We start from the raw sequence: 13062 nt of genomic DNA, 5'->3' as shown, positions 1-13062 counted from the left end.
ATCAGTTATTAAATACTCCAAGGTTTATTCAAAGTTAACACTTCAGCCATTTCTTTACTTTTCAAACGTCCTTTTTTTCTATTTTCTGCACGCTCTGAACCAGTTGTATGTAGCCAATGTTCTTCCTCTGTTTCAGGAATTACTTGTGGTACAGATGAAGGTTTTCCGTCTTTTAATGCGACAAATGTAATGAAACATGTTGCGGCCATTCTACGCTCGCCTGCTAGTAGATCCTCTGCAATTACTTTTACGAAAACTTCCATTGAAGATTTTCCTGTATAACATACGAATGCTTCATAACAAACAGAATCTGCTTGGTGAATTGGAGTTAAAAAATCAACGGAATCGATAGATGCTGTTACGCAATGTTTACGGCTATGTCTTGCAGCTGCAATTGAAGCGATACTATCAATTTCTGCTAATAATTTCCCCCCGAAAAGTGTTTGGTGATTATTTAAATCGTTAGGAAAAACACGTGTTGTTTTAATTGCTTTTGATTCTCGCATGAATTTCTTTTCCATATATTCAGCCCCTATTTTCTGTTTTCAATCAGAGTGACATGTGTAAGTGGAGTACTCATATTAGATATTTAATGAAGTAAAGTGTTCCAAGAGGATTATCCCGCTATTTGCGGGATAATAGTCAGTGGAAGATGAACAAACCCCCCGCGGATTAAAGCTTCACTTTATTGAAATTTCTGTATTTGTATTCATGTAACTGAAAGAAAATTTATCGTATATAAAATGTAGTTTAAAAGAGGATTCGCTTACATTGCAAGTGAAAAAGTAATGACTATGTATTTGTCATAGAAATTCCCTATTAACCTTGTGCCTATTCATGATAGAATCGTTTTGTTATGAATGGAAGTAGAGGTGCAATGGACATATGAATCATATACAAACAAATTTTTCGTCCTTCTTCAGTAAAATAACGATTGGTGCGATGCTCGCATTTTTTGTTTATAGTTGTTGGTCGGCTTTTGAAACAAGTAAGCAATTTTTTGGGGGAAGTACAACAAGTATAACAATCGTATTAGTGATTTTTGTTATTCTTATTTTGTTAGTAGCGTCGATTTTGCAATATCGTTTTACAGATAAGCAATTTCTTATTTTTCTTATAAGCATATCTATAGTTGTAAGACTTATCACAGTTCTATTTGTAGATGGTCCAATGATAGGTGATATGAAAGCTATGTATGAGTCTGCAAAGCAGATTGCAATTGGTAATAATATAGAGAATGTAGCACAGTTACCTTTTATTATTTATGAATCGATCATCATCCGTATATTTGGTGATACGGTATTCGCTTTACAACTATTTAATATTTTATTTTGTACAGGAACTGCATTTTTCATTTATCGCATTGCTTCAATGGTCTTTGGGGAAGAGTGTGGTCGTATTGCGTCAATGTTTTACGCTTTATATATTCCAAATATATTTATGAGTTCTGTATTAACGGCAGAATCACTCGCAATATTTTTATTTTATTGTGCTTGTTACATACTTTTATATAAAGGATTAGATCATCCTTATATGTGGGTAATTTCAGCCGTTTTATTTGCGCTCAGCAATATGATTTTCCCGATGGGGTTATTTTTACCTATTTTTATAGCTGTATATGTGCTGTTAATTGAATTATTTCAATCAGCAACGAAACAAAAATTACTATTAAAAATGATAGGAATACTTATTCTGTTTTATAGTACTCATTTTGGTGTGAGCTATGGTATCAAGATGATGGGAATGTCACAGTATACAATTTCTAATCAGACTTATGTTCAATCTGTTTTAATTGGAAAAGGTCAAAATGAAGAAAAAACATCCAAAATTCAAAGTGTAAAAGAACACATTGATCAAGAGTTAAAAGAAATGGAAGTAGAAAGATTTAAACTGTTAAAACCAGTTATTAACCAGTTTTCAGATGAGGGAATAAATTCTATTATTTTTAAATGTGAAAAGCTTATATATATAGTGGTGACATTATTTATGGCCATAGCTTTATTACATTTTCTAATTAAGAAACAGCAAAATGAAGGATATATGTTGTTTGTATTATTAATTACCGGATATGTATCGTTAAGGCTCTTTCGAGTTGATATGGCATATTATAATATTATTATGCCAGCTTTGTTTATTTTACAAAGCTTTGGTGTTTATATGAGTTGTTTTTATTGCCAAAAAATCTTTTTCAGAAAATAAAAGAACCCATTTTGGGTTCTTTTTTTGTAGATGGATGATAAGGATGAATACAAAGTGGAGATGAAGAATCTCCACTTTGTATCGATTTGCCTATCGGTTTAGTTCTAGTTGTAAATTATCCGCTGTTAAGGCCATTTTCGAGGAATCGTCTTGAATACTCTTCATTACTTGTGAAATAGTTTCTAATTCATTTTCAATTTTTTTGTTTTGTTCTTTAGAGTTAGACATATCTTTTACGATTTCTTGGAAATATTGATCTGTCGCATGCATACTATCTGTCCCTTCAGATACGAGAGAGCTTATTTGTTCCACGGAAGAAGAGACGTGTATAATTTGTTCGTTCGTTTTTTCAACGAGTTTTGTAACGTTGAAAATGGATTCTTTCGTTTGCTCTGATAATTTTCGGATTTCTCCCGCTACGACTGAAAAACCTTTACCGAATTCGCCAGCACGTGCAGATTCAATAGCGGCATTTAATGCTAGTAAATTTGTTTGCTCGGCGATTGATTTTACAATATCAATGATTTCATTAATTTTGTTAGAAATATCAAGAAGTTCACGGGTATCAGTAATAATAGTTTCCATATTCGTTTGAATGCTTTCCATCCGTTTGTTTTGCAGATTTAATTGTTCTTTTCCTTTGTTGGCCTTTTCTTCTGATGTCGTAGCTAATGATGTACCTGTTTTTGCAATTCCTACGATACTTTCTGATTTAGATGTTAACTGTTGAATAGAAGAACTTGTTTTTTCAGATACTGCGGCTAGTTCTGTTGCAATATGTGTAATCGTCATAGCTGTCAGTTCTTTTTCTTTTTCATGTTCTTTTTGGATTCTTTCATATTCGGATTCATAAGCCGCAATAACAAGTTCTTGTTCTAATGTGAATAATTTGTTTATTACGTTTATAGAATAAGAAAAATCGTCTAGCGTTGAAATTTTCGTTTGCACAATCTTCATGACGGAGCGGAATAATTCTTGATACGCAGCAGTATACCATTTTCTATGTAAACCAATTTGTACGTGCCTTTTTGCAATTCTAACACGTTGTTCAATAAAATCTTCATTCATATTCCCGCTGAACAATTCTTTAATATGTGTCTTTAAAGTTTGTTTTAATTTGGGAATAGAGCTGTAGCGTTCAATAACAGCAATTAAATTAGGTTGTTTTGTGATGTTGGTGTAGAATTTTTCTGTTATCCAATCTATTTCTTCATAAATAAATGGCTGTAATACTTTTACAATTTGTAAATCTTCCTTTGAAATATGTAGCATATCCATTTGAGTTTTTAGTTCAGAATTAGCAGGCACGTTAAATATGATTTGTTGGCCTTTGCTTAATTCGATTATACTGGTGTTTGTTTTATTTTTTTTAAAAACCCCAAGCATCATTCTTCCCCCTGTTTATAAAACGTTTTCATTTTTGTATTCTAATGTAATTATATATTTTTATATACAATTACTCTATAGTATGTGGAATTGTATATAAATTAAGAGAATTCTATGTAGAATTCTCTTAATGGCCTTTATTAATTTTTGCATGTGTTTTAAAGAAAACTGGGAAATGTACATTATATATTACGGTGACTACACGAATAACGAATGTTATTAATAAACAAACATAGAAAGCTAATACGTGTGCCCCCATTGCATGTGTAATTAGGAAACTAACTGCTCCTAAAATAGAAGCAATTGCATATATCTCTTTTCGGAATACATACGGGATATCTTGAGCACAAATGTCGCGTAAAATACCGCCCCCAATACCTGTAATAACTCCCATTGAAACGACTAAAAACGAGGCGTCAACGTGATGTGACATTGCTGCATTTGCACCAATAGCTGTAAATACACCTAAACCAACAGCATCAGAAAGCATAATAACAACTTGAAGTTTATTAATGCGCTCAAAAAACATACATGTGAATAATGCTGATAGTACACTTACGAAAAAGTAAATTGGTTTTACAAATGCGACAGGAGGCAGGTTACCAATCATAATATCACGAATAATACCGCCGCCGAGCGCAGTAGCTACAGCTAAACAAAGGACACCAAATAAATCTAGATCTTTTTTCAAACCAACTAATGTACCAGAAATGGCAGCGGCGATAATGCCAAGAAACGTAAATATATCGATTAATAACATGGCTTTAATTCCTTCCTCTTAAAGATGTTCCAGAGAAAAAATATACACTAAAGTTTTGGAAATAACAATTACTTTTCGCTACATGTAGAAAAATGGATGAAATACATAAAGAAAGCGTTTGAAAGTGTTTAGAAAGTAGCAATTGATTAAATTGAAAAAAGTGCGGAAAGGTTAATTTTGTAGTTTTTACCGTGGATTAGTTGAAGGGTGTTACAAATGGAGTGATTTATATATTATTATAAAATGATAATGAGTATTTTGTTGTTGTCGAAAATGAGTCAAGGTGTGTTAGATAGTTTTTATTGGAGCAGGGAAGGATAGTTAAAGGACAATGTTTTCTGTTATTAATAATGCTTGATTTGACTTGTTTAGGCATAAAAAATAGTTCTCAATTTAAATATGAGTTATGTTATAATTGCTGGGTGTGTTTAAACGATAGAAAACTATGATTAAAAGATAATGTAAAGATTTTGTATGGAGGTCTTGGAATGTTAGCAAATCAAGCTAGGGTTAGATTTGAGCATTTTTTGCTCTTTTTTATTATTTTACAGCCTGTTTTGGATTTATTAACCTCTCTTAGCATTGAGTTATTAAAAGTAAATGCGACAGTTGGAATTATGGTGAGATTCCTCATTATGGCAATGGGTGGTATTTACATTTTAATTCAGGCAAAAGAAAGAGAAAATAGGAAGTTTTTGATTTATCTTGTATTACTAGGAGCTATATTGGGAATAGGATTTATTAATAACAAGTTAATCAAGAGTCCTATTGTAATCACAGAAGAAGTTAAATTCATTGGAAAAGCATTGTATATATATATTATGCTTGGCTCATATATTTTAGCTTTAAAATCACTGAAGAAGACAGTAAATATTAGCGATAAAGTTAGAAATAACATTGTGTATTCAACATTAATTATTAATGCTATTATGGTTATTTCTATTACAACTTCTACAGACTTTGGAAGTTATGAGTGGATGAAAGTTGGTTCCCGAGGATGGTTCTATGCAGGTAATGAACTAGGGTCAATCTTAGCTATTATTTTCCCTATTGTGGTACTATATTCTATTCAAAAAACAAAGAGCGTGAAACACATTTTATATTGGATTCCATCGCTGTTAATGATTTACTCTTTAATTCAAGTTGGTACGAAAGTAGGGATGGGCTCAATTGGTGCTACGTTAGCGGCAGCAATCGGGATTATTGTACTACAATTATTATTTGATAGAAGAAATCCAAACAAAAGGTCTCTTGTACTTAATGGATTAATTGCTATTTTCCTATTGGCTGGTGTTGTTGGAACGTTTAAAATGACGCCATTAGCACAAAATATGGGTATTCATAACAACTATTTATCAGAACAAAATGTAGCGCAGCAAGGTCAAAAAGAAAAAGAAATTAAAGAGAAAATTAAAAAAGAAGAAAAACAACAACATAAAGTTGAGAAACCAGAAGAAAAGGCGAAGGTAGAAGCTGAAGTTAAGAAAGAGCTTGAGAAAGAGCAAAAGAAAGAAAATCAAGAAAATCTTATTTTCAGTGGACGTCAAGTATATGAAGAGAGACATAAGCAGTTCTTTAAAGAAGCGCCAATGTCACAAAAGTTATTAGGAATGGGTTATGCAGGTAACTATAAATATAATGAACAAAAGCAACCAGATCCGAAGTTAATTGAAATGGACTTCCATGATTGGTTTTATGATTTCGGAATTATTGGTTTTGCGTTAATGATGATTCCATTTATTTATTACGGCTTAAGAATCTTAATAGCATTTGTTACAAGATTTAAGGAAATATTCAATGTGAAATATGGAATGATTTCAGCAAGCTTAGTATTAGCACTAGGTATTGCATATATCGCAGGACATATTTTGACGGCACCAGGAGTTGGGATTTACTTTGTAGTGTTGTTAGCTTATCTAATTGTAGACTTAGAAATTGAATGATAAAAATAAAAGCTAACTTTTGTTAGCTTTTATTTTTTAGTACAGTAAAATAAAGATAGATGGAAATGTAGCGAGGATTTAAAGGAGGAAAAAATATGAGGATATTGCATATGAATGCAGGAGCAGAAGATGGTGGAGGAAAAACACATATTATTTCACTTCTCGATCAGTTCCCAACTGGTGAAGTAGAATTAGCAGTATTTGAGGATGGAATTGTTGCGAAAGAAGCAAGAGAGCTAGGAATAAAAGTTCATGTGTTTTCACAAAAATCTCGCTATGATTTATCCATTTTAAAGAACATAAGTGAATTCATTAATAAAGAAAAATTTGATGTAGTTCATACACACGGTCCTAGGGCGAATTTCTTTGTTTCTCTAATAAAGAAGAAATTCGCGGCAAAATGGGTAACGACAATTCATAGTGATCCATTTCAAGACTTTACTAAACAAGGCTTAAAAGGCTGGATTTTCACTAAGTTAAATTTGAAAGCTTTAAAAAATATAGATTTATTTTTTGTTGTAACGAATAGGTTGAAAAAAAGCTTAGCGGCATTAGGTATTTCAAATGAAAAGATGCATGTTATTTATAACGGGATTGAATATGATCAGGAAAAAGCAGATGGCTATAATAAAAAGGAAATGTTTAATATTGACGAAGATGTGTTTACGGCAATCCAAGTAGCGCGTCTGCATCCTGTTAAAGGACATGAAGTTTTATTCGATGCGTTACAACAAACGAAATTGGAAAAAATTAAAGTGTTATTAGTTGGTGATGGGCCGTTAGAAGGAGAATTAAAGGCATTAGCTACTGAAAAAGGGATTAATGATAAAGTTGAATTTTTAGGGCATCGTCAAGATGTGAAACAATTATTTGCTTCATCACATGTCAATTTGTTAACTTCCCATAGCGAAGGATTTCCATTAGTTTTATTAGAAGCGGCAAATCAACGTGTACCATCAATTGTGACTAGAGCGGGAGAAATCGAACCGTTAATTGCAGATGAAACTTATGGGTGGATTGTACCAACTGGTGATGGCAAAGCATTGGCATCGGCATTAGAAGAGGCGTATGATAAGTGGAAAACTGGAGAGTTATCAGTAATGGGCAAGCATATTTATGAGCATGCGACTATGAACTTCTCACTTCAAAAATTATATGAAGATACGAAAGAAACATATAAGCAATTAATAACAAAAAACCTTTAATGATAGAGAGGATAGTTAAATATGGAAGTACAAACGGTTGATATTCTAGGTGTTCCTTTCTCTACAATGACAATGGATGAAACGATCCAACATTTAAAGAAGCAACTAGAATTAGAGCAAGCTCATACTTTTCAGGTGGTAACAGCAAATCCTGAAATTGTTATGTGCGCAAAAAAGGATGAAAAATTCCATAAAATATTATTAAATACAGATTTAATTACACCTGATGGTATTGGGGTTGTAAAAGCAAGTGGTATGCTTGGTACACCTTTAAAAGAGCGGGTAGCGGGATTTGATTTAATGAGCAATTTATTTGCAAAGTTATCAGAAGAGAATAAATCAGTATCTGTTTTCTTATTAGGTGCAAAACCACATGTTGTACAAGCCGCGGCTAATCATTTAACGAAGACATATTCGGCTGCATCTATCGTGGGTACACAAGATGGATATTTTAAACAAGAAGAAGAAGAGAATATTGTTTCACGTATTCAAGAGGCAAAACCAGACCTATTACTTGTTGCACTTGGCTTCCCAAGGCAAGAAAACTTTATCCAAAACAATAAGCATCTTTTAGAAACGAAAATGGCTGTTGGAGTAGGCGGTAGTTTAGATGTGTGGGCTGGAGAGGTAAAGCGTGCACCAAAATGGATACAAGCTATTCATTTAGAGTGGTTTTACAGATTATGTAGTAATCCAACACGCTGGCGTCGTCAGTTAGTACTGGCCGAGTTTTTAAAAGAAGTAATGCGTTCAAAAAAGTAGCGGAACATCGCTACTTTTTTTTATTTGTTTATTTTTGATAAACATTTTACTTTTTGGGAATGATGAAGGAGAATTTTTTATACGAAAGTATTTTACTTATGCAATACACACATGTAAAATGATGTGTAAAGACACCTGTGTAAGGAGGACTTCTTGTGAGCAAGGTAAAAGAAATTTCGAAGCGAAAGCTACTTGGTATAGCTGGACTTGGTTGGCTATTTGACGCAATGGATGTTGGAATGCTTTCATTTGTAATAGTGGCGTTGCAAAAAGAGTGGGGATTAAGTACTCAAGAGATGGGTTGGATAGGTAGTATTAACTCAATTGGTATGGCTGTAGGAGCGCTCGTTTTTGGGATACTATCAGATAAAATAGGACGGAAATCGGTCTTTATTATTACATTATTACTATTTTCTATCGGTAGTGGCTTAACGGCTTTAACGACGACACTCGCGATGTTCCTCGTTTTACGCTTTTTAATTGGTATGGGACTTGGCGGGGAACTGCCAGTTGCATCTACCCTTGTATCGGAGAGTGTTGAAGCGCACGAACGTGGGAAAATAGTTGTACTATTAGAAAGCTTTTGGGCTGGTGGTTGGTTAATCGCAGCTCTTATCTCATATTTTGTTATTCCTAAATACGGTTGGGAAGTTGCTATGGTATTAAGTGCAGTTCCAGCGTTATATGCTTTATATTTAAGATGGAATTTACCCGATTCTCCAAGGTTCCAAATGGTTGAAAAAAGGCCATCTGTTATTGAAAATATAAAATCGGTTTGGTCTGGAGAATATCGTAAAGCAACAATTATGTTATGGATTCTATGGTTTTGTGTTGTCTTTTCCTATTATGGAATGTTCCTTTGGTTACCTAGTGTAATGGTACTAAAAGGCTTTAGTTTAATAAAAAGTTTTCAGTACGTACTTATTATGACTTTAGCTCAACTTCCAGGATATTTCACAGCTGCATGGTTTATTGAACGTCTTGGTCGCAAATTTGTATTGGTTACGTATTTAATTGGTACAGCATGTAGTGCTTATGTGTTCGGAATTGCGGATTCATTAACAGCATTAATAGTGGCGGGTATGTTACTATCCTTCTTTAATTTAGGTGCTTGGGGTGCATTATACGCTTATACACCGGAACAGTATCCAACAACTATTCGCGGTACAGGTGCAGGAATGGCAGCGGCATTTGGACGTATTGGTGGTATTCTTGGACCACTATTAGTAGGGTATTTAGTTGCTTCACAAGCGTCACTATCGCTAATATTTACGATTTTCTGTGGATCAATTTTAATTGGGGCACTTGCTGTCATTATACTTGGTCAAGAAACGAAACAGAGGGAATTAGTATAAAGTGAAACTTTAATCAGTGGGTGTTTTGTCCATCAACCACTGATTGTTAGTCCGTACCAATCGGGATAAAAGAAAAGGGGAACCAAAGTGGTTTCCTTTTTTCTGTTTTTTTAGATAAATAATGGTATAGTAAGAAAAAGGGATTGTTTCTTACTAAAGCGAATGTATACAACAAGAAATATGGACAAAGGAATTAGGTGGCTGGATAAATGAAAATCTTACTTATCATGGGAGAAACAGAAGAGCGAAGAAAATTAGTTGAGAACTTTACTGAAAACATTCGAAATGTAGAATGTTTTGAAGCGGAAACTGGAACAGAATCTTTGCTAATAATGAAAAAACATACACCTGATTTTGTTTTTTTAAATTCGCAATTAATGGATGGTACTGGTTTTGAATATTCGAGTTTGTTACGAGAAGTGAATTGTTATACGAAATTTATTTTTATTGGTGAGGATATAGAAGAGGCAATTACAGCTTTTCGTTTCCAAGCATTTTATTATTTATTACGACCATTTCGTGAAGAAGATTTACAGTTCATTTTATATAAAATGGGGAAAGAACAAGGTGAGAAAGCAAAGAGTCATTTGCGTAAATTGCCGATAGAAGGCCATGAGGGGATTAGATATATTTTCCCAGAAGATATTGTATATGTAAGTAAAAATAAGGAAAACAAAACCGTTTCAATTTATACAACGAATAATCAGCATATTTCAACATATACACTCCAGGAATTAGAAAATAAACTAAATGCATATGATTTTTTACGTGTACATAAAAGCTATTTAATTAATATGTCGTATGTACAAGAACTTAAACCTTATTATAATGGCACGTATAATTTGCATTTAGACAGGTACGATGAGCAACCGATTCCAGTAAGCCGCAATTATGTAAAACGACTTCGAAATAAAATTGAACTGTGACAAGTAATGAGAGAATTTCAACATGATAATCTAAAAATCCTTCATGATAAGGAGGATTTAAGTAAAATATTCAGAAAATTTAGTACAATCTCCACTAAGAAGTAGTAATGGGGGGATTGTATGTGAAAACATTGAAGTCAATTTTACTTTGGGGAGTTATTGCAGCGCTAGGAGCATCTGCTTTTGGTGTAATAGCGTTATCGCAAGGTGAGACAATTAATGCTGTATGGCTATTAGTTGCTGCTGTATCAGTGTATGCGATTGCGTATCGCTTTTATAGTAGATTTATAGCGAGGAAAGTTTTTGGTCTAGATAATAATAGACAAACACCTGCTCATACGTTAAACGATGGCAAGGATTATGTTCCGACAAATAAATGGGTTTTATTCGGACATCACTTTGCAGCGATTGCAGGGGCAGGTCCTTTAGTAGGACCGATTTTGGCGGCGCAGATGGGGTATTTACCTGGGACAATTTGGATTATTGTTGGGGTAGTTATTGCTGGAGCTGTACAGGATTTTGTAATTTTATTTGCTTCAATGAGACGTAATGGTAAATCATTAGGAGAAATGATTAAAGATGAGATTGGTCCTGTTACAGGATTAATTGCAATGATTGGTATTTTAGGTATTATGATCATTTTATTAGCGGTATTAGCTTTAGTAGTTGTGAAGGCGCTTGTTGGAAGCCCATGGGGAATGTTTACAATCGCAGCAACGATTCCAATTGCTATTTTAATGGGAGTTTACATGCGTTACATTAGGCCAGGGCGAGTAGGAGAAGGATCAGTAATCGGTATTGTTCTACTAATCTTATCCCTTATTGGAGGACAATATGTGGCGGAAAATCCGACACTTGCAAGTATGTTTACTTTTAGTGGTGAGACAATTGCTATTATGCTTATCGTATATGGATTTATTGCATCGGCATTACCGGTTTGGATGCTTCTTGCGCCACGTGATTATTTAAGTACATTTTTAAAAATAGGGACGATACTTGGGTTAGCAATCGGTATTTTAGTTGTAGCACCAGATTTAAAAATGCCAGCAGTTTCGCAATTTATCGATGGGACAGGTCCTGTTTTCTCCGGTAACTTATTCCCGTTCTTATTTATTACAATAGCTTGTGGTGCTGTGTCAGGATTCCACGCTCTCGTTTCATCAGGCACGACGCCGAAAATGATTGAGCAAGAAGGCCACGCAAAGCCAATCGGTTATGGAGCAATGTTAATGGAATCGTTTGTAGCAGCGATGGCAATGATTGCAGCTTGTGTATTAACACCAGGAACTTATTTTGCAATTAATAGTCCTGCAGCACTTATCGGTACGGATGTATCGCAGGCAGCTCAAGTTATTTCTTCATGGGGATTTGCTATTACACCGAATGAATTAAAAGATCTTGCTGTTAATGTCGGAGAACAGACCATTTTATCACGTACAGGTGGTGCACCAACATTAGCAATTGGTATGGCGTATATATTTTCGCAAGTAATGGGCGGAACGGCGATGATGGCATTTTGGTACCATTTTGCTATTCTATTTGAAGCACTATTTATTTTAACAACGATTGATGCGGGAACACGCGTAGGGAGATTTATGATTCAAGACATTTTAGGTCATGTATATAAGCCGTTTGCGAAAACAGATTCAACATTAGCAAATGTGATAGCTACAACACTATGTGTACTAGGATGGGGGTATTTCTTATACCAAGGGGTAATAGATCCGCTTGGTGGAATTAATACATTATGGCCACTTTTCGGTATTGCAAACCAAATGTTAGCAGGTATTGCATTATTACTTGGAACGACAATTTTGTTCAAAATGGGAAAAAAGGCATATGTTTGGGTAACACTTATTCCAACTGTCGGATTGCTTATTGTAACAATGACAGCAGGTTATCAAAAGCTATTTCATGAAAATCCCAAAATAGGATTTCTATCACATGCGAAAGTATTCCAGGGAGCATTAGATGATGGGAAGGTATTAGCTCCGGCTAAAAATGTTACACAAATGAAACAAATTATTTTGAATGACTATATTGATGCAGCGCTTTGTGGAATTTTTATGATAGTTGTAATTGCTGTATTAATTTCTGCACTTCGAATTTGGATTCAAGTATTAAGAAATAAGCCAATGCCGTTAAAAGAGGCACCATATATTCCAAGAGATGAAAGTGAGTCGAGGAACTATGCTTAAAAGTTTACGGAACGTATGGGGAAAGAGAAAGCAATTTATTAGTTTACTTGTCGGAGTTCCAAGTTACGAAACGTATGTAAATCATATGAAAGTACATCATCCAGAAGAGAAAATTCTATGTCAAAAGCAATTTTTTGCTGAGGCGCAAGAAGCTAGATTTAATGCAAAAGGTGGAAAGATATCGCGATGTTGTTAATGGAGGGGACGAAATTTCGTCTCCTTTTTTATTTTGCTTTTTGCTGTTCCACGTGGAACAATAAAATAAAAAAGTTTGGGAATTATAGGTATTTCGTAATACAATAACATATAGAAAGTGATAGATGGAAAA

Annotated in this window: 11 protein-coding genes and 1 pseudogene; 8 read left to right on the top strand and 4 right to left on the bottom strand. The window is 34.0% G+C overall.

What is annotated here, in order from left to right:
* Nucleotides 1-8: 8 nt before the first annotated feature.
* A complete protein-coding gene (locus NSQ47_RS20280) occupies nt 9-521 on the bottom strand; it encodes an acyl-CoA thioesterase (protein ID WP_071743997.1) in 513 nt (170 codons plus the stop codon).
* A 364-nt stretch (nt 522-885) separates the two neighbouring features.
* Here NSQ47_RS20280 and NSQ47_RS20275 point away from each other — a divergent pair, with 364 nt between their 5' ends.
* Nucleotides 886-2199, top strand: coding sequence for an ArnT family glycosyltransferase (locus tag NSQ47_RS20275; RefSeq protein ID WP_341037877.1), 1314 nt, complete (start codon nt 886-888; stop codon nt 2197-2199).
* A 90-nt stretch (nt 2200-2289) separates the two neighbouring features.
* On the opposite strand, the gene NSQ47_RS28250 is transcribed toward NSQ47_RS20275, so the two are convergent.
* The 3 genes and pseudogenes from NSQ47_RS28250 to NSQ47_RS20265 form a co-directional block, all read right to left on the bottom strand.
* A complete protein-coding gene (locus NSQ47_RS28250; protein WP_414429079.1) occupies nt 2290-3096 on the bottom strand; it encodes a methyl-accepting chemotaxis protein in 807 nt (268 codons plus the stop codon).
* Nucleotides 3094-3471 (bottom strand): annotated as a pseudogene (locus tag NSQ47_RS28245) (protoglobin family protein); the annotation flags it as partial. The gene NSQ47_RS28250 and the pseudogene NSQ47_RS28245, both read right to left, overlap by 3 nt.
* 241 nt (nt 3472-3712) lie before the next feature.
* The gene (locus NSQ47_RS20265) at nt 3713-4345 is read right to left on the bottom strand and encodes a trimeric intracellular cation channel family protein (RefSeq protein WP_000924380.1); all 633 of its coding nucleotides are present in this window, start codon (nt 4343-4345) and stop codon (nt 3713-3715) included.
* Nucleotides 4346-4833: 488 nt separating this feature from the next.
* Here NSQ47_RS20265 and NSQ47_RS20260 point away from each other — a divergent pair, with 488 nt between their 5' ends.
* The 7 genes from NSQ47_RS20260 to NSQ47_RS20230 all read left to right on the top strand — a co-directional run bounded on the left by NSQ47_RS20260 (nt 4834) and on the right by NSQ47_RS20230 (nt 12930).
* The gene (locus NSQ47_RS20260; protein ID WP_341037873.1) at nt 4834-6288 is read left to right on the top strand and encodes an O-antigen ligase family protein; all 1455 of its coding nucleotides are present in this window, start codon (nt 4834-4836) and stop codon (nt 6286-6288) included.
* Between the two features lie 95 nt (nt 6289-6383).
* Nucleotides 6384-7493 carry a glycosyltransferase family 4 protein gene (locus NSQ47_RS20255; protein WP_341037871.1) on the top strand — a complete coding sequence of 370 codons (1110 nt, stop codon included), beginning with the start codon at nt 6384-6386 and terminating at the stop codon, nt 7491-7493.
* Nucleotides 7494-7514: 21 nt separating this feature from the next.
* Nucleotides 7515-8255, top strand: coding sequence for a WecB/TagA/CpsF family glycosyltransferase (locus NSQ47_RS20250; RefSeq protein ID WP_341037869.1), 741 nt, complete (start codon nt 7515-7517; stop codon nt 8253-8255).
* 155 nt (nt 8256-8410) lie between these two features.
* Entirely contained in the window at nt 8411-9610 is a 1200-nt protein-coding gene (locus tag NSQ47_RS20245) for an MFS transporter (protein WP_341037865.1), read from the top strand.
* Nucleotides 9611-9819: 209 nt separating this feature from the next.
* The gene (locus tag NSQ47_RS20240; RefSeq protein WP_341037863.1) at nt 9820-10536 is read left to right on the top strand and encodes a LytR/AlgR family response regulator transcription factor; all 717 of its coding nucleotides are present in this window, start codon (nt 9820-9822) and stop codon (nt 10534-10536) included.
* A 122-nt stretch (nt 10537-10658) separates the two neighbouring features.
* The gene (gene cstA, locus NSQ47_RS20235) at nt 10659-12734 is read left to right on the top strand and encodes a carbon starvation protein CstA (RefSeq protein WP_341037861.1); all 2076 of its coding nucleotides are present in this window, start codon (nt 10659-10661) and stop codon (nt 12732-12734) included.
* Complete coding sequence (locus tag NSQ47_RS20230) at nt 12727-12930, top strand: YbdD/YjiX family protein (RefSeq protein ID WP_002113158.1); 204 nt, start codon at nt 12727-12729, stop codon at nt 12928-12930. Before cstA ends, NSQ47_RS20230 begins: the two co-directional genes overlap by 8 nt.
* Nucleotides 12931-13062: the final 132 nt, after the last annotated feature.

Source organism: Bacillus sp. FSL R10-2780 (genome assembly GCF_038006125.1).
Classification (GTDB): domain Bacteria; phylum Bacillota; class Bacilli; order Bacillales; family Bacillaceae_G; genus Bacillus_A; species Bacillus_A cereus_U.
The sequence above is the reverse complement of the archived record's forward strand: the minus strand, read 5'-3'. Positions and strand labels throughout refer to the sequence as shown.